This window comes from Viridibacillus sp. FSL E2-0187, from assembly GCF_038006425.1.
In the GTDB taxonomy this organism is placed as follows: Bacteria; Bacillota; Bacilli; order Bacillales_A; family Planococcaceae; genus Viridibacillus; species Viridibacillus arvi.
The window spans coordinates 3,300,622-3,324,006 of record NZ_JBBOVG010000001.1; the positions used below are offsets into that span (position 1 = coordinate 3,300,622).

Sequence of the window (23,385 nt, forward strand, 5' to 3'; positions counted from 1 at the left end):
AGGGAAAATTGAAAATGAATTATAACTAATTCATTTCAGAGTAGTATGTCCAACATAAAATAAAGCAATCATGTAAATCTCAAATATTGATTTTTTGAAATATGCCATTCACTACTCTTAGTTCTTACCAACGTCAATTACTAGCTGTAAATTCAGATCATAACTTTCTTTTTAATCCTTTCAATTTTTGATCCATTTCTCGACATCAGCGTTAAATATCATTCATTAAAAAAACCCCTCATTTAAACGTATTTTCAAAATGAATAAAAAAAAGATGTGTATAATATCATACACATCTTAAATCTTACCTATTTCACTGATTTGCGATAAATGCGCTGATTGGTTGAAATCGCCAAGTATCCATCTATCATCTTGAATTGAAATATAACTGATTCCTGCATTTGCTAATCGTACTTCCTGTGGAAAAGTATCACCATTCTCGAGTAGTGTAAAAAGTGCATGAATAACCGCTCCATGGGCGACTAGAATGACTCGATCTTTTGGATACTGCTCGTGAATTTCAACAAGTCCATTTCGTAACCTTGCAAGCACTGAGTCCAAGGATTCTTGATTTGGATATTGTTTATTTGGAAACGCTTTTATACGTTCTTCCATATCCATACCTTCTGCTTCGCCGAAAGAACGTTCCTTAAATTCCTCAATTTCAATTAGCGATATGTGTAATTGTTCATTAATTATTTCTGCTGTATGTTTTGCTCTTGATAATGGACTTGTATAAATTGCAGCCCAGTTAGAATTTTTGAAAAACACACCACATTCTTTTGCTTGTTGGACTCCTTTATTATTAAGAGGTACATCTGTTACACCTTGTAATCTCCCTAGTGCATTCCAATCCGTTTCTCCATGTCTTACCACACAAATTTCTGTCATGTTAGTACCTCCTAAACTATCTTTACATTAGAGTATCATATTATATTCCAGCTGTATGCATTAACACTACTCTCCAGCCATCAGGGTCTTCGATTGTCTTACCTTCCTTTTCCCAATAAGGGTTTTCTGGAGGAACCTCTTTATAGCCTAATGCTCTTAATCTCTCGATAATCGTATCAATCTGTTGTTGATTTGGTATATAAAATACAATTAAATTGTCTTTAGTTGGTGCTGGGCAAGGGCTCCCATCTTTGTGTTGGGTAAATTCCAAATGATATGTTGCAGTTGGAAGCCCAATCAACAAACCCTCATAACCTCGCCCTGTAAATGACCCAATTTTCGTCAATCCTAAACCTTCACAATAAAAACGCTCAACTTGTCTTAACTGATCTGTAGGTCTAGCAACCCTAACCTGTGTAACATACACATTTTCTGACCAATAGTTATTCATTCTTACCACCCCTTTGAAAGGATATTACCATTTAATTAAACTTATTTATTCCGTCAGAAGATTGAACAACATCTCACTCTTTTGACGTATTTCTGTTTTATTTTTTTGCAAAAAACTGCATAATAATGCTAAATCGAAAGGGGTTATACATATGGATTGGTTTGAAAAACTAAATGAATATTTTCCCGTAGAGGAAATGAAATCACGTCAACATATAGAACTTTTATTGAAAGATAAAGTAGGTATTTATAATAAGTTAGAAAACGAAAAATACGTATTAACATATGTAGATCACCCTAATTTTATATTTGTCGATTATTTATTTGTTTCTTCGTCAGCACGTGGTGAAGGATTGGGTGGGGAAATTTTAGAGCATTTAAAAGGGAATGGCAAACCAATTTTATTGGAGGTAGAATCACTTGAACAAGCTGAAGTAGACACTGAAAAGCGATTACGCTTCTATAAACGTCACGATTTCAATTTAGCATCACATATTTGTTATTGCAGGCATCATGTAAAGACAGGCAAACCACTGAAAATGGATATTCATTACTGGGCTCTAACAGGTATTGCTGAAGAAAAAATACTTGGACATATGAAATGGATATATGAAAATATTCATGCGTACGAAGATGAATTTCTTTACGATGCGAAGTATGAACCGACCGATAATGTATTGTATTTTATTAAATAATAACAAGGTAATAAATAAATTTAAAAAAGACTTTTCGCAATTTGTGAGAAGTCTTTTTTATATATTAGCTAGCTTTATTAAACCCAGCTTGCTCCGCTTCTTTTTCAGTACAGAACATTTTTTCCTCTTTTACTGCATCATAATTGTTGGAGCCTGGCATATGATAGAACTTATTACCCTTGCTGTTTATATTTCCCTTAATAGAGCAACTTGTTTTATTCCATTGATTTGAGCTATCGGATTTATGTGAGTTTTTTGTTTGCCCTTCAGTAGACGCCCCGCTTCTCACAGCCGATTTATCAAATCCTCGATTTGTTACATAACCGTCGTACTGCCAAATTCCTTTTCTCAATGCTTTAGCTTCATCTTGAATTTTCTCAAAAGCTTTCACATTTGTAGTATTCGGTTCATATATATATCCAACACGTACAAGACCTTCACGAATTAGTTGCTCTTGAACACTTTTCCCATCCGCATATATATAGGCAAGAAGGCGACCATATTTATCTTCATGTTCACCAACATCAAATTCAATAGAAACTTGCTTTGCGTTGTTCAATATTTCACGATTACGAGCCTGCGCTTCTCGACCAAAAGGTTGTTCACCTAATTGTTGATGGTACATTTCAGGCGCATCTACTAATAAATAGCGTACTTTTTTTGTTTCTCCGTCGTATTTTACTTTAATTGTATCACCGTCCATGATACTTACTACTTCGACATCGATTAGATTTTCTGATTCTTCTTTTTTTGTCACTGTAGCTTCTGTACATGCTTGCAGTATAAATACTAGAAAGCCTATCAGAAGGAGTCCCCATTTTCTCATTGTCATCACCATCGTAATCTTAACATAAACTATTAGTTATCGGCTTACTTTCAGCATTTAGAGCATAAAAATACCCAGTCTTCGGCAGAGGGCTGGGTATTGACTAGTTGGATATTAATCTGTTGTAGTACCGTATGGTTTAATGTCTTTTATTAATTTACCTTGCTCTTCTAAATCACGAATACGGTGTGCAAGACGTGACGCAGCAGATGCAGCAATACTTCCAACTAAATCATCTAGGAATGTGTGAACACCTTCACCCGCTTTTGTATCAAGTTGCTGTATTATTCCGATTTTCTGTTTATCTAAATGCCCAAAAGTTGTTACAGCAATACTACCATAAGTAAATACTGCTCCTAAAGCGATTGTCTCATCCACTCCAAATAATCCTTCATCGGATTCAACTAATTGTTGTAGTGGCGCTGACAGTAACTTTTTCTCTGCTAATTCATCTAGCTCAATCCCTACTAAAATTGCATGTTGAATTTCACGTTTATTTAGTACTTTATCAACCGATTCAATACAATGATCTAGAGATAGTCCTTCATTATATGCAAATTGCATTTCATACACAATTTCCGCGATATCCTTTAATGTAACACCACGGCGTTCTAATGCATCACGCGCCGCTTTAGCGACTACTTCTGATGAAACTTGAAGTTTTTTGTTATACATGACTCATCCTCATTTCCATGTTTATAGTCCTTTATCATTACTATTATACCTTTACTTTCTTATATGTTACAATTTTCGTACAGAAAACTGAAGGAGTGACAGCTTTGAATCGTGGCACAATCACAGACATAGATTTTTTCAGTGAATCCTTACAAGAGGACATCCATCTATTAGTTTACTTACCTGCAAACTATTCACCACTTTATAAATACTCAGTGTTAATCGCATCTGATGGTAAAGATTATTTCCAACTCGGTCGAATCTCTCGAGTAGTAGATGAGTATTTGGAGCAAGGTGATATCGAAAATCTAATAATTGTAGGTGTACCTTATAAAAGTGTAGAGGATCGACGACAAAAATATTTGCCAAATGGAGAAAAACATGAAGCATACTTGCGCTTTTTAGCACATGAACTTGTTCCTTATATTGACGAGCATTACTCTACATATCAAATGGGGATGGGTCGAGCATTGATTGGAGATTCACAGGCTGCGACAGTTTCTTTACTAGCAGCCATCCAATATCCGAATATTTTTGGTAAAGTATTAATGCAGTCACCTCTAGTAAATGAAAATGTTTTAGAAAAAGTGCAACAGGTACAAGATGTTCATGCTTTTTCAATCTATCACGTTATTGGTACAAAAGAACATGAAGTAGTAACTATGGATAAGAGCATTAAAGATTTCCTTACACCTAATCGTGCATTACATGAGTTGATAGTCAACAAAGGCTTTTCTACTTTTTATGATGAATTCGAAGGAAATCACTCATGGAAGTTTTGGCAACCTGACTTAAAACGTGTCATAAAACAAAACTTTAGTATTTAGCATGTATTTCACAATGAATATTAACTTTTTTCTGTTATACTGAAAATTAAGAAAAGCTATATAAAACTACTTAGGGGGTACGGAATTATGAAATACGGTATCGTTGCATTTCCATCTAAGAAATTACAAGATTTTGCGAATTCATATAGAAAAAGATATGACACGCATTTCTCTAAAATCACACCTCATATTACTTTAAAAAGTGCTTTTGAAGTAGATGACTCAAAAGTGAACGAAGTTACTAATATGCTCCAAGAAATTAGTAAACAATTTAAACCGCTTTCAATTCACGTATCAAAGGTAAGTTCATTTGCGCCAGTGAACAATGCTATCTATCTAAAAGTAGAAGCAACAGAACAGCTTCAAAAATTACATGATGCATTGCATGCTAAATCATTCGGACAAGAACCAGAATATAAATTTGTTCCGCATATAACTATTGCACAAGATATGTCCTCAGGTGAGCATGATGATATTTATGGTCAGTTACGCATGACAGATGTTCATTCCGAAGAAGTTATTGATCGTATTCATTTACTTTATCAATTAGAAGACGGTTCATGGACGGTATACGAAACGTTCCGACTGTCTGGAGCTGAGTAATTATTGGTTTTTGCTAAAATTGCTGAGACAGAGAAAGAGTTACGAGACGCTTTCTTTGTTCGGGAGGAAGTCTTCGTTAAAGAGCAAGGTGTTCCTCTTCCTTTAGAAAAAGATGAATACGACAAAGAAGCAACACATTTCGTAGCATACAATGGCGAAGAACCGATTGCAGCAGGCAGAGTGCGAATTGTTGACGGTAATATCGCTAAAGTTGACCGTGTTTGTGTATTACCTGATTTTCGAAGAAAGCAAATCGGTGTTTTAATGATGACACATTTAGAGAAATACGCTAAAAGTCATCAATTAGCAAAAGTGAAGTTAAATGCCCAAACTCACGCTATTCCTTTCTACGAAAAACAAAATTATATTATTACATCACCTGAATTTTTGGATTCTGGTATCCCACATCGCGCAATGGAAAAGGAATTCTAATAATAAGTTACTAAAACGCTGAAAATCAACGTTTTAGTAGCTTTTTTATTTACTGTTTGGTACTTGCATCTCTTTTTTATTGGTTTTGTCGACTTTCAAGTTGTAAATGTTATAATCAATCATCTAACTTCCTAAGTTCTAGAACAAAAAGAGCCAACCACGGTTGATTGTAAACTCAACCATGGATTGGCTCCTTTTTATTATTCGAAGTACCGTATGATAATCGTCTATAGTATTTTTTAAACATATTTACTATAATATTTACCTCTATCAGTAACCTTTAGATCAAATTTTGGTAACTCTGCTGGGTTAGGATGGATGAATTGTTGATGGACTTGAAGGGAGTTCCCACGATTTTTGTTTTTTTTCTTGTTCAATTGCATTTCAGTAAGTTCAGCACGCATATCAAGCACTCGTTCAAAATGAGATTGCTTTTTCACCTTTGCAATTGTATGGACGTGAGCATAATTAAATGCTTTCATGTTCATACGTTCTGCATATTGCGTTGCTTGTAACGGCTGAACTGGTAGAATGTAGCCCATCACAATCCCCTCCTATACTATAACTTTTCCTGCAAAGACATATTTTCGATTAAAGTTAGTATATTACTGAGAATATTATTTTATGCTATAACATTTTTTGAATTTTATTCAAATCTAAAGAATTACCATCTTTTAAGATAGATGCGACGATTTTTTCTTCTAGCTCTTTTGTTACTGGTTTATTTGCTAGTTGAGATACTTTACGAATAATTTTTCGAATTTGGGCTTCGTCTTGAAAATCTGCATATTGAATAGCATTTGCTAATGCAAGTACATCTGCCATTGGTACACCCGTTTTTCCTTCAATTTTTCGAAAGAATGAGCTTTGCATTTAAGTCCCCCCTTTTTAACCGATAAAACTAGATAAAGCTTGCGCCAACAATAATCAACAAGATGAATAGAACAACGATTAAGATGAACGTTGAACCATTGCCGCTATTGCCGCCATAGTAGCATTCGTTTCCGCCGCCGTAGCCACCGCCGTAGCCGTAACCATAACCTGAGAATCCAGACATAAGAAATCCCTCCTCTCTCTCACCGTATTGTATGCAACGGTTTACAGAAAGAAGAGGGCGTTTGAACTAGTCGATATTTCCTTTTGATCGAAAAATTAAAGCTCCTATAAATCCAAATATGATGGCCGCACTAATACCCGAACTTGTCACTTCAAACATTCCCGTTAAAACTCCTATCCAACCATGCTTTTCTACTTCTGCTAAAGCACCGTGTGTTAGAGAGTTCCCAAAAGACGTAATAGGGATTGTTGCTCCTGCACCAGCAAAATCAATAAGTGGCTCATATAAGCCAAAGCCATCTAATATTGCACCTGTGACAACAAGTATGGACAATGTATGTGCAGGGGTTAATTTACCGACATCCATCAGCAGTTGACCAATTACACAAATCAATCCGCCAACAATAAATGCGATTATAAAAGTAGTAAACATTTTATTCCCTCATTTCATCGTTACTTCGATTGCATGTGCAACGGTTGGAATCGATTGATTTTGTTGCACAGATAACGGCGATAAGAGAGCGCCTGTTGCTACTAACAGCACTCGCTTCATCCGTCCGCTTTTTAGCTCCGCTAGTATTTCGCTAAAAAAAACAGACGCGGAGCAACCTGCTCCACTTGCACCAGCTAAAAACAATGGATCATCTCCATAATACTCAGCTCCGCCATCGCGAATTGTTTCTAACTGTTTTGTCGTAAATCCAGCTTGCCTTAACATTTCTTTTAAAATAGGCAAGCCCACTTTTCCAAGATCACCCGTCATAATAACATCATAATCTTGTACAGTTTGACCTCTACCTTTTAAATGTTGTTTAATCGTAGAAAAAGCTGCCGGTGCCATTGCTGCCCCCATATGAAATGGATCTGATTGTTGAAAATCAGCTACTTTTCCGAAAGTCGCAGCCTCAATACAAGGTTCGCCTTCTTGATGCTTACCAATAAGAGCATAACCTGCTGCGGTTACAGTCCATTGTGCCGTCGCTGGTTTTTGGCCTCCATAATCGACAGGATATCTGAATTGCCTTTCAATCGCATTATGTTGACTCGCAGCCCCAGCGAGTGCATAATGGCTACCACCTAGCTCAGTTAGTAAGCTAGCGATAATGACGGCTGAGGTTGATGTAGCACATGCTGAGTACATACCAATAAAAGGGCTACCAATAGTTGCAGCAGCAAAATTCGTCGGCGTCATTTGATTGACTAAATCTCCACCGATAAAGAAATCTACCGCATCCTTAGTCAACTTCTTTTTTTGTAATGCGATTTGTGCAGCTTCTTCAATCAAATGTTGATGTCCTTGCTCATTTGTTTTTTGATCTGCCCTTTCATCATCTAGTACTAAATCGAAATTTTTAGCAAAAACACTTCTCTTCTCCAATGGTCCAACTACTACTCCGGCTGCTAAAATAGACGGCTTAGATGGAAAATAAATTACACCTTTATCCATCACCATTGAGTCACCCCAATCGTTACTAAAATTAATTTAACAAGTGCTACGAAAAAGGCCGATACAACTCCGAACACAATAACAGAACCCGCTAATTTGAAAATATTCCCACCAACTCCGAGTACTAAGCCTTCTGTCTTATGTTCAATAGCTGCTGAAATAACTGCATTACCAAAGCCGGTAACTGGTACCGCTGAGCCTGCTCCTCCAAATTGCCCCAGCTTTTTATAAAGTCCAAATCCTGTCAGTAATAATGAAATAAAAATCATTGTTGCTACCGTTGGATTACCTGCTGTACGCTCTGTAAAATCAAAATTCATAATATAGAAAAAAGAAATGGCTTGTCCGATTGTACAAATTATACCTCCGACTAAAAAAGCTTTTAGTAAATTTAATCCAATTGGCGTTTTAGGTGACAGTTTCGTTTGTAATTGCTCGTAATCTTTTTGATTCATCAGGTTTCTTCCTTTGCAAGATCTTGTAATTTCTTAATTTTCTTTTTCAGTTCTTTTTCAGTTAACTCTTTTTTCATAAGCTTTTGTGCTTCCCAAGATATTTTAAAATCAGTACTAACGAGTACTTCTTTATCAGGAAATTCTTTTTCAAATTTCTTTTGTAATCCTTCTTCGATTTTGGTTCGTTTCAATTTTGAAAAAGGTTTTATCTGCACACCCACTAAAATAACGTCATCCACGAAGACAGCAGTACCCTTATTAATCGATTTTTCTTCTTTCAGAAGCTTTTCAATAGTCGATTGCGACCCATTATCCCCTGCTGCATGGTACGTAGCAAATTTCTCCTTCTGTTCTCCACTACAAGCGACCAATAACTGAATACAGCATATTAATAACAAAAACCTTAAAACGTTTCTCTTCATATACTTCACCTTTTTTTAAAAACAGTATGCGTTTCTTTTGAAAAATTATGCATAACTGAGGCAGTTGCCCTAGTTCATTTTCTAATATGACATATTGTATAAGGAGATTGAAAAGGAGGTGAAATTGAATATGGGATGCGGAAGAAATGATGATGCAGGTCACAAAGTTTCAAAAGGATGTGTTTGCGACGTAGTTCGCGCTATTAAAGACATTCAAGACCAAAACGTTGATGAGGGTTGTGGCCAATGCCCAACTAACTGTTTCCTAGAACCTCTTGGTGGATTAGTAAGCCCTGCACGCACACAAGCTGATACACGTGTATTTATGCTATTAAACAAAGACGGCACTCCTTTTAAAGCGTTTTTCAGAACTAGAGCTTCTGGCGATCATCACTGTTTCTCGGTCTTTTTCCGAGTAGAGGATATTTTCGACGGTTGCTGTGCTACTTTACGTGTATTAATTCCATTAAAACACGGTGATCATGTAGCTGATTTGTTAACAGATTGCGGTACTGATGTAGATTTATCAACTATCTGTAAAGTTGTAGATTGGGAAGCATCAACTAGCTGTGTTACTGTTGACTTGAATTGCTTCTGTGCAGTTCAATGTATAAAAGACGTCTTTTTAGGTGTATGCGACTAATATCAAGTCAAAGGACTTTGCAGTAGTGTCTTTGTTTTAAAATGGATGATAGCAGTGTCAGGCAATGAGCTCCGAAGTTAGGTATTCTAACTTCCGGAGCTTTTTGTGATATTGTACTTTTAGCTTATGCAGTTAATATTTATTTTTGCATAAAAAAAGCCATCCCATTTAAGGGATAGCTTTTAAAACACTTTTCCTCGCCACTTAATTTGTACGAGTTCATTAATTTTCGTTGGATATACAACACCTGTGTAACTTTTCAAAATCACTTCATCTTGCATTACGCGATCAACGATTCCTTCTATAATACGGCCATCCGATAAACTAAATTGCAATGGTTGATAAGCTTTCTGCTGAAACGGTGCAGACAAAAATTTTAAACGCTCTGTTTTACGACGTACTTCTGCATCTTCTATAAATGGTTCTACAGATTCTACTAGTTCAATGGATTCTACTTGCTCTGTTTCCGCTTCTACAATACCATCTACAAATGCCTCTTCAATAGCATCCTCTAAAACAGGAGTACTATCGCTATTAATATCAATAAAAAAAGCCGGGGGAGCTTTGACAAAAAGGAGTGGGCGATTCCCCAAGTTAACACATCCTTTTTTTCATATTGTATGCTCCCCCGGAAAATAAGTTCACATCAATTTACTAATGAACATCGTTGCAATCCCAAGATAAATTAAAATACTTGTTATATCATTTAATGTTGTAATAAACGGACCAGATGCTACCGCAGGGTCAATTTTTAATCGGTGCATTAATAACGGTATAAAAGATCCTGCAATTGTTGCCACAATAATTGAACAACAAATAGCGGTTCCTACTAATAACCCTAAAAGCCACATGTGTTTCCAAAAGAACACAATACCAAATGCAATAACACCACAAACAACACCTGTAATTATGCCTGTAATTGCTTCTCGTATTAATAACTTCATCTTACTTTCTTCTTCAACATCACCAGTTGCAATTCCTCGAACAGCAACGGCTAATGCTTGGGTTCCACTATTCCCTGAAGTACCACCTATTAAAGGAATAAAAGCAGCAAGTATCGCCACCTTTTCTAATGTTCCAGTAAATAAGTCTACTAAATTAGCGGTTAACATGCCTAAAAATAATAATACAACAAGCCACGGCAAGCGTTTTTTCGCTGCAGCAAACGGACTTTTATCGAATGTTACCATGTCTGAAACCCCGGCTAATTTAGAGTAGTCATCTGACGCCTCTTCATCAATTACATCAATAATATCATCGACTGTAATGATACCCAGCATTTCGTTTTTTGAATTAATAACAGGTACAGCTAAAAAGTTGTAGTCCTTCATAATTTGAGCGACTGCCTCTTGATCATCAGTTACATTAATACTTACCACACGATCATTCATTATTTGACGTATTAATGTGTCTTCTTCCGCAATGATTAAGTCACGTAAAGAAATAACACCCGTTAAATGATTTGTATCATCCACTACAAATATATAGTAAATCGTTTCTGCATCTGGCGCTGCGTTGCGTAAAATTGTCATCGCTGAACGTACGGTTGAATTCTCAGGAATAGCGACATATTCTGTCGTCATTATAGACCCGGCTGTATACTCCGCATAGTACAAAAGCTCTTTAATATCTTGTGCTGAATCTTTATCCATTATTTTAAGGAAATGAGTGATTTGATCTTTATCTAATTCATTTAAAACATCAACCGCATCGTCAGTATACATAGCAGCAATCATTTGCGCTGCATATGTCGTATCCATTTCCTCTAAAATACCTTTATATTCGTCATCATCGAGTTCAATAGCTTCAAAAATGTCAGCCATCTCTTTAGGGGAGAGATACTGATAGATAATCTGTCGTATATCTGGCCCCACCTTCTCATAAAACTGTGCCTGATCATACGGATGAAGTGCTAGATACTCCTCGCGAAAATTATCTGTCTCTAGATTCTCCAGTAATTGACGTAGATGTTGCTCATCGAATTGTACTTCATCTTTTTCCTTTGTTTCTTCTATCATGCATGTCCCCTCCTCTCGACTCATTAAGTCAGTTAAAATAACACCTTACTATAATAGTGTGTAGACCTTCAAAAGTGCAATTATTTTTTTAAAAACTTTTAATTACAGCTCTTTGAACACCCCTAATACTAACATTCGTGAATGTACTTTTACAAATGGCATCTTTAAATTTCCCGGGAAATCAAAAAAAAGGTGCTTTTTTATAAAAGCACCTTACATTAATTATTCTATTAGTAGTGATTGCATATCTTTTGGCAAATTTATTTGCCAGCTATAATATTGTTTCGTCACTGGATGGTGTAACTGTAGCTCTACACAATGTAAAGCTTGGCGATCTATTAAATTTCTACGCCCTCCATACAATGTATCTCCAATAAGTGGATGTCCAATAGATGCCATATGTACACGAATTTGATGCGTACGTCCTGTGTGCAGTTTTAAACGAATATGAGTAATTGCTTCTCCATCTAACATTGTTCGTTTTAATACGACAACATCGGTATGTGCAAACTGTCCATCACTTCGTACTTCACGTTCAATAATACTTCCATCTTTACGCCCAATTGGAGCAATAATTTTTTGCTGTTCTTGCTCCATATGGCCATGTACGATTGCTTCATACGTCCGATGTATAGCATGTCTCTTTTGAGCTTCACTCATAAGATGATGAACGTGACGATGCTTTGCTATACACATAAGGCCTGAAGTATCTCGATCTAGACGTGTTACAATATGCACAGTTGAAGTTAATTCCTGCTGTTGTAAATGGGCAGCTACAAAATTAGCAACACTACCATTGGGATGATCATGGGAAGGAATCGTATTTTGATAAGGTTGTTTAGCAATAACTAGCAGTTCATGATCCTCGAAAACGACTTCTAGATTCCCATCTTCCGGAACTAACCCTTGACTAATTTCTTCCGGTGGAAAGATAATTGTGACTAAATCGTTCTTCTTTAGAATATGGCGGACATTTTGCTCTATATTATTTACTAAAAGTTGTCCACCTTGAAATTTTATTGCAGTTAAAGCTCTCTTAGAAATTCCCCACATAGCAAGTGCATCTCTAAAAAGTTGATCTTGCTCTACTTTAAACGTTAAGCGATATCGTAAATCTTTCATATTATTTCAAATCACTATCAATAAAAGAATCATGTACACGTTGCCAAAACGGGAATGCTCTAAAGCGTGCAAACCGCACCTTTTCCTTCGCAACTTTGTACTGAATTGATTTTACATTTTTATGCAATAATTGCACATGATCCACTGTTACCATAAAATCTTTAGCCTTCACTGGCTTTAGCACGCAACTATGATGCGCTGGTAACACTAGTGAAGATCCGACTGTACGGAATACGCGATTATTAATAGACGCCATTTCAGTCACTTGAATAGCTTCTATTGATGGATGTAAAATGGCACCTCCAAGAGCCTTATTGTATGCTGTACTTCCTGAAGGTGTAGAAACACATAGCCCATCTCCACGAAAGCGTTCAAATGGTCTCCCATTTAACTCAACGTCCATTACTAATGTGACTTCTGGGGATTTAACTGTAGATTCATTCAAAGCTAAATAAGTGTAATTTTCATCTGAGTTTTGATAATTAATCACAACTTCTAGCAGAGGATAATCGATTACTTTAAAGTCACTCTTTGCTATGGAGATAACCAATTTTTCGATTTCAATTGGCTTCCAGTCAGCATAAAAACCTAGATGTCCCGTATGAATACCTACAAATGCAACATCTGACAAGATATGACTATATCGATGAAATGCATGTAGCAATGTACCATCTCCACCAATCGACAACACGATATCTGGTTTTTCTTCATCTATCTCTAATCCAAAATCAGTTAAGTAAGAGATGGCTCTTTCCATTAATTCATTAGATTGTGGATCGTTACGTGATTGAACAGCAAATTTCATAGGTTTTCATGAGCTCCCTTCGAATTATCCTCTCTAACTTTTGGATTTGAAGCCTCTTTGTATTCGGTAAAATATTTTTGAGCTTCCTGTATCTCCTCGCGAATTAAAGACATTTCCTCATCTAAGCGGAACGCTGCCTCTGCTGCGCTTTGCAGGCGATTTTTTATTTCCTCTGGAAAAATCCCTTTATACTTATAGTTCAATGAATGCTCAATAGATGCCCAGAAGTTCATTGCAAGTGTTCTAATTTGAATTTCAGCTAAAATCTTTTTCTCACCTTGAATGGTTCCGACAGGATATTCGATGATCATATGATAAGAACGATATCCGCTAACTTTTACATTGGTGATATAATCTCTTTCTTCTACAACTGTTAAATCATTGCGCTGGCGTAATAATTCAATAACAGTAGGAATTTCATCCACGAATTGACACATGATACGTACCCCTGCGATATCTTGTAACTCATGAGCTAGCATATCTGAAGGTTCAAAGACTAAGCCTTTTTCTAACGTCTTGTCATAAATACTTGCAAGTGGCTTCACCCGACCTGTTACAAATTCTATTGGTGACGTTTCATTTGATTTTTCGAATTGTGCGCGCATTCCTTTTAGCTTAATTTTCAATTCATCTACTGCTTGCTTATAGGGCTGTAAAAAGCGATCCCATTGTCCCATGATAAGTCCCCCTAATCTTCTCGGGATTCGTTCAATATTTCCGCAAAAGCTTCTTCAACAGCTGTTGAAAAGTCTGCTCCATAATTATGATTTCCTTCAATATTAAATATAAGTGCGTTTAATTCATCCTGAAAGTTCACTAATTCAGTCTGTCCATTCCCCCAAGTTAATATTGGCTCTAAATCAGATTGTAATGTTTTGACTAATAGTGGCCAAATAGCTTGAGGGAATTTTATGTAATGGTAGTCTTCCCCTGCATCCATTAAATAGATAAAAGCCATGGCATCTGAATCAGTAATAACCTGACCTGCAGCTCGCCATTCACAATCAGATATTTCTCCGCATATTTGTAAATGCACTTGTTTTTCTTGTTGTGATCCATTTTCTACTATATATGTTTTACGCAAAGCTTATCTTCCTTTCCGTGAATCTCCTATTATTTTATCATAGTAAGCCTCATTACTACCCACTTTTTCAGTGAATTGTTATGCTTTTCCCCATTTCGACAATCATTGCAATGCCATCTATACTTCACCTATAATTAATTAATATGATTTCAAAAAAAGAAAGGGTGATTGGTATGGCACAACAACTTGAAATTGAGTTTAAAAACCTACTTTCAAAAGAGGAATATGAAGCGCTTTGTACTACTTTTGCAATTCCAAATGAAGATTTTCACGAACAGGCAAATCATTATTTCGATACAGCTGATTTCAGATTGAAGAAAGCACATTCAGGCTTAAGAATACGCGAAGTTCAAAATCGCTTTGAATGTACACTAAAAGAACCTGGGGCTGGTATTGGATTATTAGAAACAACGGATTTATTAACTGAGGAACACGTAAATGCTGTGTTAAATGGAGCTACCCTAAAAGCAGATGAAGTAGATATTCGATTGAAAAAACTTCAGATTAATCCAGCAGATTTACAACTATTAGGTACACTTTTTACAAAGCGTGCCGAAATAAAATATAATGGCGGTCTTCTCGTTTTCGACCATTCTCGCTATTTGGACACTGACGATTATGAACTTGAATTTGAAGTGACAAATGAGGAAACCGGTAGAATAATATTCGAGGAATTTTTAGCAAAATATTCAATACCTATTAGAGTAGCTGATAAAAAAATTGCTCGCTTCATGGCCGCCGTCAACAAGAAAAGAGGTTAATAAATGGATATATCAGCATTGAAAACGCTCCTTGAAATTCAAGGGCTTCAATCAATGGGATCGACTAGCTTATCTGCTACGGATTCATCATCTTCTTCATCTAATATGTTTACCCAACTAATGAATGAAATGATGACTTCATCAACATCTCAGAACAACCCTTCACAATTACTAGGCTTAACAAATTCACTGTCGGGCTCAAACACTTTACCTGCTTCTGATTATTCTTCGTTATTAGGTAGTGGCTTAATGGGGGCATCAATAACGAGCTCAAATAATGCAGGGTCGGGCTTGTACTATAATGGTACTTCACCTATTTATAGACCAACTTCAGTGTCTAATAATACATATGGTACAACACCTTTGAATCCAGTATTAACAGGTTATACTGCGGGACCTACTAATGTCACTTCAAATACGCAATACGATGCCATTATAAAAAAAGCGTCCGAAACTTATGGTATTCCTGAAAAGATGATTAAATCTGTAATTAAACAAGAATCTAATTTTAACAACTCAGTCGTTAGCCATGCTGGGGCTGCTGGTCTAATGCAATTAATGCCAGGTACAGCCAAATTCCTTGGTGTTTCCAATGTCTTTGATCCAGAACAAAACATTATGGGCGGTACGAAATATTTGAAACAAATGTATGATAAGTTCGGTGGAGATATGAATTTAATGTTAGCTGCATATAATGCAGGGCCAGGGAATGTTTCTAAGTATAATGGTATTCCACCATTTAAAGAAACAACAAACTATGTTACTAAAATCATGAATAGCTATCAAGCCTAATTAGTCAACTGCCGTAGTTGTCGAATAATTACATATCAATTCACTCTTAGAATCGACATATAACTTATTATTATGTCGATTTTTTTTATGAATAAATTGAATAGAAGACACGATTTTTCATAGTAATCATACACTTTTACGGACTTTTTTATTAAACTATATGAAAAAAGTAATGTAATTTAATCGATTTGTTTGAGAAAAAACGTTTAGGTTGATAGAATAGAATTACAGCTAAAGCAAAGGAGCATCATCAATGACGCAAAAACCTATTATTCCTTATGAGGAAATTGGCGAAGAAACACTATCAAAAATGATTAAGATTTTCTACTCCAAAGTCGCTAAAAATCCGAAGCTAAAGCCGATATTTCCTGATGATTTAACTGAAACAGCACGCAAGCAAATTCAATTTCAAACTCAATATTTAGGTGGTCCAAATCTTTTTACTGAAGAGCATGGGCATCCAATGATGAGAGCCCGCCATATGCCCTTCAAAATTACACCTGAACGTGCACAAGCATGGTTAGAATGTATGGCTGAAGCAATGGATGAGGTTGGATTAGATGGAAAGATTCGAGAAATATACTATAAACGACTCGTCCTTACAGCGCACCACATGATTAATTCACCTGATAACGACGAGGAGGTATTAGAGTGAATACTATTCAGATCATGCCGGCACCGCCTTCGCCTACTACTACTCTTAGTAGACCGATTGAACTTTATGTATTCATTGATCCACTTGCTCCAAACAGTTGGGATTTACAAGCAATTATCCGTAAGCTTCAAGTAAACTATAATCAGTACTTTACTTTACGTTTTGTTCTTAGTACAGAATTAGCTTCGCTTAATGTCGCTTGCCAACGTGTAAATAGCTGTAATAGTGAATATGAAGAATCCGATGTTTCTCATCCTGTTCTTCCTTCAATCGCAGTAAAGGCTGCTGAATTACAAGGAAAAAAAGCTGGCTATCGCTACCTAATGAAATTGCAAGAATATGTATTATTAAATATGAAAAACGTTCGTTCATGCTCGACCTTACTTGAAATTGCCAAAGAGGCCAATTTAGATATTCAAGAGTTCCAAACAGACTTCCAGTCGTTGGAAGCTTCTCGTGCATTTCAAAGTGACTTATGCATAACGCGTGAGATGGATGTAGAAGAAGTACCAAGCTTCGTTTTCTTTAATGAAAATATTGAAGATGAAGGTTTAAAAGTTAGCGGAAATTATTCATATGAAGTTTATGAACAAATATTAGAAGAATTATTAGACGGTGAACTTATTTGTCAACAGCCACCATCAGTAGAAGAATTATTTAAACGGTATCATACATTATCAACTAAAGAAGTAGCATCAATTTATAATATTACTGAACAAACTGCTGACCGAGAGTTAAAAAAGAAAATGCTACAACAAAAAGTCGACCGCATCAATTATGAAGAATCATCGCTGTGGCGTTTAAAATAAATTATATATAGGCTAGTAACGATCTATTATGTCGTTGCTAGTCTTTTTTTATTATTCAATTATAAATCTTCTTGATTATATGTAAGGTACTAGTTAACATGTCGATGACAGTTACCAATTAATAAAATAAAACAAAATAAAAGAGGCGCCTCTACGAGAGACGCCTTCTTTTCACAAAGGGGATGGGAGAAATGTTCACGTTCAAACAAAGGGGTGTATGTTTGTTTGTGATTTATTTCACATCTAACACTTTAGCATGGAAAAAATGATATAGCAATGTTTCAGAACTGATTTCACAAAGTTGTCATAAGGAAAGCGTTTGCAAGTAGTAATCAGCCATTTAAACTTCAAATTGACATGGTTTTGTCGAGTCATATTAGTATTATTTGTGGGTTTTTAATTAAATATTACCTGTTTTATATTTTTCTATACAGAATGATTTCAAATTAAAAAGCCGAGGGGGAATATTACGAGGCTACTGAAAAAGTCCTTTTAAATAGGATTACGTTTGATTTACGTTCCGAGCGGACGCTTTCCGTGAGGCGGGCGGTGAGCCTCCTCGTCACTTCATTTCTGCGGGGTCTCACATGTCACGCTAATCCTACAGGAGTCGCTGCTCTACACTACAATCAACGGAATATCTCCCATAAAAAAATAAAATAGAACGTAAAAAAATAAGCGATTCATTCCAAATTTATTTAGAGGAATGAATCGCTATTTTATTAGATAATAGTATTATCAAATGTAGGTGGTTGTCCCCGATGATTGCTAATCAAAAAACGCTACATTTATGGCAATTTACGATATCGTTGTGCCAAAAGATAATCAGCTCAGTCAAATCAATGACCTTGTTGATTTCTCCTTTGTGTATGAAGAATTAATAAATATTGTCTCAATAACGGTCGCAATGCAAAATTACCACCTTGACTTTTAATCATAAATTATTATACATCTAGAAGTTTTTCTAGTTCCTCTAAATTTTTCTCGAATACTTTACAAGCTTCTTCGATAGGCTCAGCAGATTCCATATTAACGCCCGCTGCTTTTAAAACTTCAATCGGGAAGTCAGAACATCCCGCTTTTAGGAAATTATTAATATAACGATCTACTGCAGGTTGTCCTTCTTCAAGGATTTGAGCACTTAGAGCAGTTGCCGCACTCTTACCTGTAGCATATTGGTATACATAGTAGTTGTAGTAGAAGTGAGGGATACGTGCCCATTCTAGACCGATCTCTTCATCCACAACAATATCGTCACCATAATATTGTTTATTTAGATTATAGTAGACTTCCGTCATTTTTTCTGCCGTTAGTGCTTCCCCATCTTGGTCAAGCTGATGAATAATATGTTCAAATTCAGCAAACATTGTTTGGCGGAAAATTGTACCACGGAAACCTTCTAACCAGTGATTTAATATATAAATACGTTGTTGTGGATCTTCAATCGTATTTAATAAATGATGGTTTAATAACTCTTCATTACAAGTTGATGCAACTTCTGCAACGAAAATAGAATAGTTACCGTATACGAACGGTTGGTTGTTACGAGTGAAGTAACTATGGACACTATGTCCAAATTCATGAACAAGAGTAAATAAATTATCTAAATTATTTTGCCAGTTCATTAGGATATAAGGATTCGTACCATAGGCACCTGAAGAATATGCGCCGCTTCGCTTCCCTTTGTTTTCAAGTACATCTACCCAACGATCCTCTAAACCTTGTTTGACAATACTTACATACTCATCACCAAGTACTTCAAAGCTTTTTAACATGTGGTTTTTTGCTTCTTCATATGGCATATCCACTTTTGACTCTTGTACAAGTGGTGTATATATATCCCACATATGAAGTTCATCAACACCCAATACTTTTTTACGCAGCGCAATATAACGATGCATTAACGGTAAATACTTATGAATTGTCGTGATAAGTTGATCATACACTTTTTCTGGGATATGATTTGCAGCCATGGCTGACTGACGAGCTGATTCATATTTGCGAATACGTGCATTTACGTTATCACCTTTAACATTACCAGCAAGGGTCGTTGCAAATGTGTTTCGGAATTCTCCGTACGTTTTATACATTGCTCGGAATGCTGCTTCACGTACTTTGCGATCTCCACTTTCTAAGAAATGTGTATAATTCCCATGTGTTAGCTGAACTTGATGACCATTTTCATCTTCAATCGTAGGGAACTGTAAATCAGCGTTATTTAATGTGCTAAATGTTTCAGACGATGCACCTGTTACTTCTGACAACTGTGCAAGGATTGCCTCTTGCTCCGCTGGTAAAATATGTGGACGTCCGATGTTAATTTCAAGTAATTCTTGTCTGTATAATTGAAGTTCCTCATTTTCAGCAAGATATTGTTCAATTATTTTTTCATCTAATGCTAGAATTTCAGGTGTTAAAAATGACAGACCAGTTGAAACCTTTGCATAAAGTGATTTGCAACGACTATCCATTGCTTGATAGAAACTGTTCGCTGTGTCTTGATCTAATCGCATATGTGAATATGTGTAAAGACGCATTAATTTTGAATACAATTCATCTCGGTATTGTAGAACCGCTAAAAGTGCCTGTGCACCGTTTTCAATTGTTCCTTGAAAAGATGCAGCATTTTCACTCAAGGTACTAATATCCTTAAACTCTGCTTCCCAAGCTTCGTCTGTCTCAAAGATATCTTCAAGACGCCAAGTAAGTTCCACAGGTACTTCTTGTCTTGTTAATACTTTTTGCTCTGATTTCGTTGTCATATTTATGACCTCCTATAGTAAATACGTTGAGAAACAAATACTTTATTATTTTCTCAATTTTCATAACACTTTGCAAGGAATTCACTATGCAATAATTGTAAGATATTAGCTTCTTTTGTTGAACAATGAATGGAGTGAATACCTAGTTTTTTCAACAACAAAATATAGTGAAAAATCGCTTCTTTGCCTCGTTCATCTTGGAAATAATTCGGATTATTTAAGATAAATACTGAAATAACCTCATCATCTACTTGTAATATACTAATTTGACAATCTTGTAAAAAGAATAATAATGTAGCTTGCCATTCTACAATGTAGACGTCAATATACTGGGCGTTTCGTACAGGTAAGCCAATGAAAAGAGGCAATTGGTCAAGCCTCATACGCGCACTATAACAGGTTTTTAAGAGCCTATCCTGAACTCCCTTTCTACTTAAGTAGAAACGTTGACTTAAAAAACGCTGGCGGATATGCAAATGGAATTGCCAATATTGAGCGAATTCCTCCTTTGTAGGCTCTTTTAAATGCAAAAAAGGAAAATGTTGATGTGAAATAGGTAACTGCTGTACTTTGGCAATAAAACGATAGCCATGTATGAACAATAGATGTGAATAATAAATAAACGTCGCTGTGGTTGGATTGTAAGTAAGAAGGGTTGATCCGTGTTGGGGATGACATGTAATAAATTGCTGACGAAATGGAGAGAGTTGAATAAGTTGGATACGTGTAGATGTTAGCTGCTTAAAATTAGGGGTTTTAAGAAGCCATAGAGGAACTATACTTGCATTCATATAACCTTTAGTCCGGGCTTGTACAACTTCAATAGGAATATTACTACACTGAAATTCAATCGCGAATTTCTCATTTTGAGTTGTTACCAATAAATCCGGCCGTTGAGACAAGTTCTTTATAAAAGGCTCCAGTTCAACAGTTAAACCTTTGTTTACAAAAAAATGAAACAGCTGTTGCTTACCTATTAAATGTTCTTTTGACTCTCCATCCGAAAATAACTGAGGACAATTCGAATCCTTTCTGTGAGCAAAATGCGGAACAACAATATCACCTATTCGAAGTTGTAACTCTTCTTTACATTGTGGACAAAAAAACTTATGAGTCCTCCTTAACTGTTTTAGCTTTTCTTTAGTATGTGAAATAGACAATATAAAGAGTTCATTTTTTATTGTCAATGCAGTTAAAATACAAACACCCCCTATTTTTATCCATTCTATTGATTTATGGGATAAATTGCAAGAAAAAAAACCCTCCGGTATTCGGAGGGTTTTCACTGTCATTTAACAAAATATTTTATGACTGTATCAAAGCAGTCTTTTTCCATTAATGCTTTACCGTATTCTTGAAGAATGTGGATTGTTACTTCTGCGTCCGTGGAAAATTCAGTAATAACACTGAAAATGTCCTCAGCTTCATCATGTAAAACCTCTTCATTAAAACGGATGTGCAAATAATAATTACCTTCCCACTGATACAACGCATTATGGTATAGTGATGTCTCTTGTATTTTTTGTGCAAGAGGAATAATATCATCAAATTCCTGTAATTTAAAGATAAAATCGGAGTCCTCATCAATTGTACTATTTACAAGATCTTCAAAATCGTCAAATTCATGCGCTTTTGGCTCATCGCCACCAAATGCGGATGACATCATTCTTTGTTTATCTTCTATATCGAAGGGCGGTTCGATATGCTGACCGTCCTTATAAATTTTAGCATGTGTGATAGTCAGTTCAAGGCCATTCTCTTGAACTATCACTTGGATCCATAATGGTCCTTCAACTTCAAAATATTCTTCGTCATTTATTTCATCCATCATAGACCAGAAGAGTTCTTCACTTTTTTCCCGGTTATACCATACTTCATCTTTCGTGAATCCACGTTCTTCAATGTCATGATAAGAAATGAAGAGTTTAAGTGTATTCTCATTTATGCGTTCGATGTCCATATTACACAACTCCCTTCGGTCAATACTAATAGATGCATCGAGTCCACTTATGAACAAGTCTTTAAAATTTCTTGATAATACAGTGTCTAATACTATTGTATGATGAGTTTGTTGAAAATGGAAAGGAAATAACTCGGAAAATTACAACAGTATATGAATTGTAGTAGACAAGGTTTAGTAAATCAAGTCATAACGCTACTATGTATAAGTGTACTTGCCTCTTTTATATCGTAAATAATAAAATTTTTTTAACGCATAAAAAAAAGCCAGTTGTGTAACACTTAACAACAACTGGCTCTGAAATCATATTGCATACTGCTGACTATTCCGAGCAAGCATGCTATATGTAAATGGCTCTTATTTTTAGTTAACCATCTTCTGTGCTTCTTGTAATTGATAAGCACGAACTTTACGAGGTAAGAATCGGCGAATTTCATCTTCGTTATACCCAACTTGTAAACGTTTTTCGTCTAAAATAATCGGACGACGTAAAAGTCCTGGATGTTCTTGGATTAACTCATAAAGACGTTGTAAAGGTAATGTTTCTACATCCACTTTTAGTTTTTGGAAAATTTTAGAACGAGTTGAGATGATTTCGTCTGTACCATCCTCAGTCATGCGTAAAATTTCTTTAATTTCACTTATGCTTAAAGGCTCCGCGAAAATATTTCTTTCTGTATATGGAATATCATGTTCTTCTAACCATGCTTTTGCTTTTCTACAAGATGTACAACTGGGTGAAGTAAATAATGTCACCATCATATAAAACACATCCTTTCAAAATGTGTAGCGAATATAATAACATTCCTAAATTAGAATGACTTTAAAAAAAGAACTGTAAGCATATTATACAACATTTTGTCCAATTTGAATATATGCTATTAAGAAAAATTTCCATTGTAAGTTATGACCGTTTTTTCTATCATTTCAAGTTTTTCCATACAGGTTAGACCTCTTTATTACGCGTATATATGTAGTATCCCCAATAAAGCATTACGGTAAACCTATTATTTCAAAAAAATATTCTCATTTAGAATCTCTATATTGAAAAAATGTCTATTATATTTACACTAATTATACGTTCAATCCTCGAAAAAGTTTCAATTTTAAATAAATTTCATAAATCAAATTTGACAAAATACAAAACTGCCCCCTTAGTCAACCGATTTCATTGACTAAAGAGGCAGCCTTTAAT

30 protein-coding genes are annotated in these 23,385 nt (G+C 35.6%); 9 read left to right on the plus strand and 21 right to left on the minus strand.

The window, feature by feature from the left end; all coding sequences use genetic code 11:
* Nucleotides 1-297 precede the first annotated feature (297 nt).
* Nucleotides 298-891 (minus strand): histidine phosphatase family protein, encoded by a 594-nt coding sequence (locus MHH85_RS16130; RefSeq protein ID WP_340707728.1) that lies wholly within the window; start codon nucleotides 889-891, stop codon nucleotides 298-300.
* Nucleotides 892-931: 40 nt separating this feature from the next.
* On the minus strand, nucleotides 932-1,342 hold the full coding sequence (locus MHH85_RS16135) for a VOC family protein (RefSeq protein WP_340707729.1): 411 nt from the start codon (nucleotides 1,340-1,342) through the stop codon (nucleotides 932-934).
* Nucleotides 1,343-1,493: 151 nt separating this feature from the next.
* Here MHH85_RS16135 and MHH85_RS16140 point away from each other — a divergent pair, with 151 nt between their 5' ends.
* Nucleotides 1,494-2,036: a GNAT family N-acetyltransferase gene (locus MHH85_RS16140; protein ID WP_340707730.1), complete on the plus strand. Its 543-nt coding sequence runs from the start codon at nucleotides 1,494-1,496 to the stop codon at nucleotides 2,034-2,036.
* A 64-nt stretch (nucleotides 2,037-2,100) separates the two neighbouring features.
* On the opposite strand, the gene MHH85_RS16145 is transcribed toward MHH85_RS16140, so the two are convergent.
* The gene (locus tag MHH85_RS16145) at nucleotides 2,101-2,868 is read right to left on the minus strand and encodes a thermonuclease family protein (protein ID WP_340707731.1); all 768 of its coding nucleotides are present in this window, start codon (nucleotides 2,866-2,868) and stop codon (nucleotides 2,101-2,103) included.
* Nucleotides 2,869-2,976: 108 nt separating this feature from the next.
* Entirely contained in the window at nucleotides 2,977-3,537 is a 561-nt protein-coding gene (locus MHH85_RS16150; protein ID WP_053417704.1) for a phosphatidylglycerophosphatase A family protein, read from the minus strand.
* A gap of 104 nt (nucleotides 3,538-3,641) precedes the next feature.
* Between MHH85_RS16150 and MHH85_RS16155 the strand changes: the two genes are divergently transcribed.
* The 3 genes from MHH85_RS16155 to MHH85_RS16165 all read left to right on the plus strand — a co-directional run bounded on the left by MHH85_RS16155 (nucleotide 3,642) and on the right by MHH85_RS16165 (nucleotide 5,399).
* Entirely contained in the window at nucleotides 3,642-4,364 is a 723-nt protein-coding gene (locus MHH85_RS16155; protein WP_193738541.1) for an alpha/beta hydrolase, read from the plus strand.
* A gap of 87 nt (nucleotides 4,365-4,451) precedes the next feature.
* Nucleotides 4,452-4,967, plus strand: a complete 516-nt coding sequence (locus MHH85_RS16160; protein ID WP_193738540.1) for a YjcG family protein — start codon at nucleotides 4,452-4,454, stop codon at nucleotides 4,965-4,967.
* A gap of 3 nt (nucleotides 4,968-4,970) precedes the next feature.
* On the plus strand, nucleotides 4,971-5,399 hold the full coding sequence (locus tag MHH85_RS16165) for a GNAT family N-acetyltransferase (protein WP_193738539.1): 429 nt from the start codon (nucleotides 4,971-4,973) through the stop codon (nucleotides 5,397-5,399).
* A 239-nt stretch (nucleotides 5,400-5,638) separates the two neighbouring features.
* On the opposite strand, the gene MHH85_RS16170 is transcribed toward MHH85_RS16165, so the two are convergent.
* The 7 genes from MHH85_RS16170 to MHH85_RS16200 all read right to left on the minus strand — a co-directional run bounded on the left by MHH85_RS16170 (nucleotide 5,639) and on the right by MHH85_RS16200 (nucleotide 8,779).
* Nucleotides 5,639-5,941: a hypothetical protein gene (locus tag MHH85_RS16170; RefSeq protein WP_193738538.1), complete on the minus strand. Its 303-nt coding sequence runs from the start codon at nucleotides 5,939-5,941 to the stop codon at nucleotides 5,639-5,641.
* A gap of 85 nt (nucleotides 5,942-6,026) precedes the next feature.
* The gene (locus MHH85_RS16175) at nucleotides 6,027-6,272 is read right to left on the minus strand and encodes a stage VI sporulation protein F (RefSeq protein WP_340707732.1); all 246 of its coding nucleotides are present in this window, start codon (nucleotides 6,270-6,272) and stop codon (nucleotides 6,027-6,029) included.
* 28 nt (nucleotides 6,273-6,300) lie between these two features.
* On the minus strand, nucleotides 6,301-6,456 hold the full coding sequence (locus tag MHH85_RS16180) for a YjcZ family sporulation protein (protein ID WP_193738536.1): 156 nt from the start codon (nucleotides 6,454-6,456) through the stop codon (nucleotides 6,301-6,303).
* 66 nt (nucleotides 6,457-6,522) lie between these two features.
* On the minus strand, nucleotides 6,523-6,888 hold the full coding sequence (gene spoVAE / locus MHH85_RS16185) for a stage V sporulation protein AE (RefSeq protein WP_193738535.1): 366 nt from the start codon (nucleotides 6,886-6,888) through the stop codon (nucleotides 6,523-6,525).
* Between the two features lie 9 nt (nucleotides 6,889-6,897).
* A complete protein-coding gene (locus MHH85_RS16190) occupies nucleotides 6,898-7,908 on the minus strand; it encodes a stage V sporulation protein AD (RefSeq protein ID WP_227751990.1) in 1,011 nt (336 codons plus the stop codon).
* Nucleotides 7,902-8,357: a stage V sporulation protein AC gene (gene spoVAC / locus MHH85_RS16195; protein WP_193738534.1), complete on the minus strand. Its 456-nt coding sequence runs from the start codon at nucleotides 8,355-8,357 to the stop codon at nucleotides 7,902-7,904. The genes MHH85_RS16190 and spoVAC overlap by 7 nt, the downstream gene beginning before the upstream one ends.
* Nucleotides 8,357-8,779 (minus strand): YhcN/YlaJ family sporulation lipoprotein, encoded by a 423-nt coding sequence (locus MHH85_RS16200; RefSeq protein ID WP_193738533.1) that lies wholly within the window; start codon nucleotides 8,777-8,779, stop codon nucleotides 8,357-8,359. Before MHH85_RS16200 ends, spoVAC begins: the two co-directional genes overlap by 1 nt.
* Nucleotides 8,780-8,909: 130 nt before the next feature.
* On the opposite strand from MHH85_RS16200, the gene MHH85_RS16205 reads away from it, so the two are divergent.
* On the plus strand, nucleotides 8,910-9,422 hold the full coding sequence (locus MHH85_RS16205; protein ID WP_193738532.1) for a CotY/CotZ family spore coat protein: 513 nt from the start codon (nucleotides 8,910-8,912) through the stop codon (nucleotides 9,420-9,422).
* A 182-nt stretch (nucleotides 9,423-9,604) separates the two neighbouring features.
* On the opposite strand, the gene MHH85_RS16210 is transcribed toward MHH85_RS16205, so the two are convergent.
* From MHH85_RS16210 to MHH85_RS16235, 6 genes are all read right to left on the minus strand, one after another.
* Nucleotides 9,605-10,015: a hypothetical protein gene (locus MHH85_RS16210; RefSeq protein WP_340707733.1), complete on the minus strand. Its 411-nt coding sequence runs from the start codon at nucleotides 10,013-10,015 to the stop codon at nucleotides 9,605-9,607.
* Nucleotides 10,016-10,063: 48 nt separating this feature from the next.
* Entirely contained in the window at nucleotides 10,064-11,440 is a 1,377-nt protein-coding gene (mgtE, locus tag MHH85_RS16215; RefSeq protein WP_053417717.1) for a magnesium transporter, read from the minus strand.
* Nucleotides 11,441-11,662: 222 nt separating this feature from the next.
* Nucleotides 11,663-12,562, minus strand: a complete 900-nt coding sequence (locus MHH85_RS16220; RefSeq protein WP_340707734.1) for an RluA family pseudouridine synthase — start codon at nucleotides 12,560-12,562, stop codon at nucleotides 11,663-11,665.
* A 1-nt stretch (nucleotide 12,563) separates the two neighbouring features.
* The gene (locus tag MHH85_RS16225; protein ID WP_193738528.1) at nucleotides 12,564-13,367 is read right to left on the minus strand and encodes an NAD kinase; all 804 of its coding nucleotides are present in this window, start codon (nucleotides 13,365-13,367) and stop codon (nucleotides 12,564-12,566) included.
* Entirely contained in the window at nucleotides 13,364-14,044 is a 681-nt protein-coding gene (locus MHH85_RS16230) for a GTP pyrophosphokinase (RefSeq protein ID WP_038179606.1), read from the minus strand. The genes MHH85_RS16225 and MHH85_RS16230 overlap by 4 nt, the downstream gene beginning before the upstream one ends.
* Before the next feature lie 11 nt (nucleotides 14,045-14,055).
* A complete protein-coding gene (locus MHH85_RS16235; RefSeq protein WP_053417720.1) occupies nucleotides 14,056-14,451 on the minus strand; it encodes a UPF0738 family protein in 396 nt (131 codons plus the stop codon).
* 173 nt (nucleotides 14,452-14,624) lie between these two features.
* Here MHH85_RS16235 and MHH85_RS16240 point away from each other — a divergent pair, with 173 nt between their 5' ends.
* The 4 genes from MHH85_RS16240 (at nucleotide 14,625) to MHH85_RS16255 (ending at nucleotide 17,468) form a co-directional block, all read left to right on the plus strand.
* Nucleotides 14,625-15,212 (plus strand): CYTH domain-containing protein, encoded by a 588-nt coding sequence (locus MHH85_RS16240; protein WP_340707735.1) that lies wholly within the window; start codon nucleotides 14,625-14,627, stop codon nucleotides 15,210-15,212.
* 3 nt (nucleotides 15,213-15,215) lie between these two features.
* Complete coding sequence (locus tag MHH85_RS16245) at nucleotides 15,216-16,004, plus strand: lytic transglycosylase domain-containing protein (RefSeq protein ID WP_340707736.1); 789 nt, start codon at nucleotides 15,216-15,218, stop codon at nucleotides 16,002-16,004.
* A gap of 253 nt (nucleotides 16,005-16,257) precedes the next feature.
* Entirely contained in the window at nucleotides 16,258-16,659 is a 402-nt protein-coding gene (locus MHH85_RS16250; RefSeq protein WP_038179615.1) for a globin domain-containing protein, read from the plus strand.
* Entirely contained in the window at nucleotides 16,656-17,468 is an 813-nt protein-coding gene (locus MHH85_RS16255) for a ClpXP adapter SpxH family protein (protein WP_340707737.1), read from the plus strand. Before MHH85_RS16250 ends, MHH85_RS16255 begins: the two co-directional genes overlap by 4 nt.
* Before the next feature lie 944 nt (nucleotides 17,469-18,412).
* On the opposite strand, the gene pepF is transcribed toward MHH85_RS16255, so the two are convergent.
* From pepF to spxA, 4 genes are all read right to left on the minus strand, one after another.
* Complete coding sequence (gene pepF, locus MHH85_RS16260; RefSeq protein ID WP_340707738.1) at nucleotides 18,413-20,230, minus strand: oligoendopeptidase F; 1,818 nt, start codon at nucleotides 20,228-20,230, stop codon at nucleotides 18,413-18,415.
* Nucleotides 20,231-20,283: 53 nt separating this feature from the next.
* A complete protein-coding gene (locus MHH85_RS16265) occupies nucleotides 20,284-21,522 on the minus strand; it encodes a competence protein CoiA (protein WP_340707739.1) in 1,239 nt (412 codons plus the stop codon).
* Complete coding sequence (gene mecA, locus MHH85_RS16270) at nucleotides 21,519-22,190, minus strand: adaptor protein MecA (protein ID WP_193738521.1); 672 nt, start codon at nucleotides 22,188-22,190, stop codon at nucleotides 21,519-21,521. Before mecA ends, MHH85_RS16265 begins: the two co-directional genes overlap by 4 nt.
* A 363-nt stretch (nucleotides 22,191-22,553) precedes the next feature.
* Nucleotides 22,554-22,949, minus strand: coding sequence for a transcriptional regulator SpxA (gene spxA, locus MHH85_RS16275; protein WP_179078282.1), 396 nt, complete (start codon nucleotides 22,947-22,949; stop codon nucleotides 22,554-22,556).
* Between the last annotated feature and the right edge of the window lie 436 nt (nucleotides 22,950-23,385).

Bases quoted from the DNA above. Each gene is read 5' to 3' on its own strand.
- MHH85_RS16230 (WP_038179606.1), bottom strand. From the start codon at position 14,044: ATGGGACAATGGGATCGCTTTTTACAGCCCTATAAGCAAGCAGTAGAT.
- MHH85_RS16170 (WP_193738538.1), bottom strand. From the start codon at position 5,941: ATGGGCTACATTCTACCAGTTCAGCCGTTACAAGCAACGCAATATGCA.
- MHH85_RS16140 (WP_340707730.1), top strand. From the start codon at position 1,494: ATGGATTGGTTTGAAAAACTAAATGAATATTTTCCCGTAGAGGAAATG.
- spoVAC (WP_193738534.1), bottom strand. From the start codon at position 8,357: ATGAATCAAAAAGATTACGAGCAATTACAAACGAAACTGTCACCTAAA.
- spoVAE (WP_193738535.1), bottom strand. From the start codon at position 6,888: ATGTTTACTACTTTTATAATCGCATTTATTGTTGGCGGATTGATTTGT.
- MHH85_RS16175 (WP_340707732.1), bottom strand. From the start codon at position 6,272: ATGCAAAGCTCATTCTTTCGAAAAATTGAAGGAAAAACGGGTGTACCA.
- spxA (WP_179078282.1), bottom strand. From the start codon at position 22,949: ATGGTGACATTATTTACTTCACCCAGTTGTACATCTTGTAGAAAAGCA.
- MHH85_RS16160 (WP_193738540.1), top strand. From the start codon at position 4,452: ATGAAATACGGTATCGTTGCATTTCCATCTAAGAAATTACAAGATTTT.
- MHH85_RS16135 (WP_340707729.1), bottom strand. From the start codon at position 1,342: ATGAATAACTATTGGTCAGAAAATGTGTATGTTACACAGGTTAGGGTT.
- MHH85_RS16265 (WP_340707739.1), bottom strand. From the start codon at position 21,522: ATGACAGTGAAAACCCTCCGAATACCGGAGGGTTTTTTTTCTTGCAAT.
- mecA (WP_193738521.1), bottom strand. From the start codon at position 22,190: ATGGACATCGAACGCATAAATGAGAATACACTTAAACTCTTCATTTCT.
- MHH85_RS16180 (WP_193738536.1), bottom strand. From the start codon at position 6,456: ATGTCTGGATTCTCAGGTTATGGTTACGGCTACGGCGGTGGCTACGGC.
- MHH85_RS16250 (WP_038179615.1), top strand. From the start codon at position 16,258: ATGACGCAAAAACCTATTATTCCTTATGAGGAAATTGGCGAAGAAACA.
- MHH85_RS16200 (WP_193738533.1), bottom strand. From the start codon at position 8,779: ATGAAGAGAAACGTTTTAAGGTTTTTGTTATTAATATGCTGTATTCAG.
- MHH85_RS16130 (WP_340707728.1), bottom strand. From the start codon at position 891: ATGACAGAAATTTGTGTGGTAAGACATGGAGAAACGGATTGGAATGCA.
- MHH85_RS16245 (WP_340707736.1), top strand. From the start codon at position 15,216: ATGGATATATCAGCATTGAAAACGCTCCTTGAAATTCAAGGGCTTCAA.
- MHH85_RS16190 (WP_227751990.1), bottom strand. From the start codon at position 7,908: ATGGTGATGGATAAAGGTGTAATTTATTTTCCATCTAAGCCGTCTATT.
- MHH85_RS16225 (WP_193738528.1), bottom strand. From the start codon at position 13,367: ATGAAATTTGCTGTTCAATCACGTAACGATCCACAATCTAATGAATTA.
- pepF (WP_340707738.1), bottom strand. From the start codon at position 20,230: ATGACAACGAAATCAGAGCAAAAAGTATTAACAAGACAAGAAGTACCT.
- MHH85_RS16205 (WP_193738532.1), top strand. From the start codon at position 8,910: ATGGGATGCGGAAGAAATGATGATGCAGGTCACAAAGTTTCAAAAGGA.
- MHH85_RS16150 (WP_053417704.1), bottom strand. From the start codon at position 3,537: ATGTATAACAAAAAACTTCAAGTTTCATCAGAAGTAGTCGCTAAAGCG.
- MHH85_RS16220 (WP_340707734.1), bottom strand. From the start codon at position 12,562: ATGAAAGATTTACGATATCGCTTAACGTTTAAAGTAGAGCAAGATCAA.
- MHH85_RS16145 (WP_340707731.1), bottom strand. From the start codon at position 2,868: ATGACAATGAGAAAATGGGGACTCCTTCTGATAGGCTTTCTAGTATTT.
- MHH85_RS16240 (WP_340707735.1), top strand. From the start codon at position 14,625: ATGGCACAACAACTTGAAATTGAGTTTAAAAACCTACTTTCAAAAGAG.
- mgtE (WP_053417717.1), bottom strand. From the start codon at position 11,440: ATGATAGAAGAAACAAAGGAAAAAGATGAAGTACAATTCGATGAGCAA.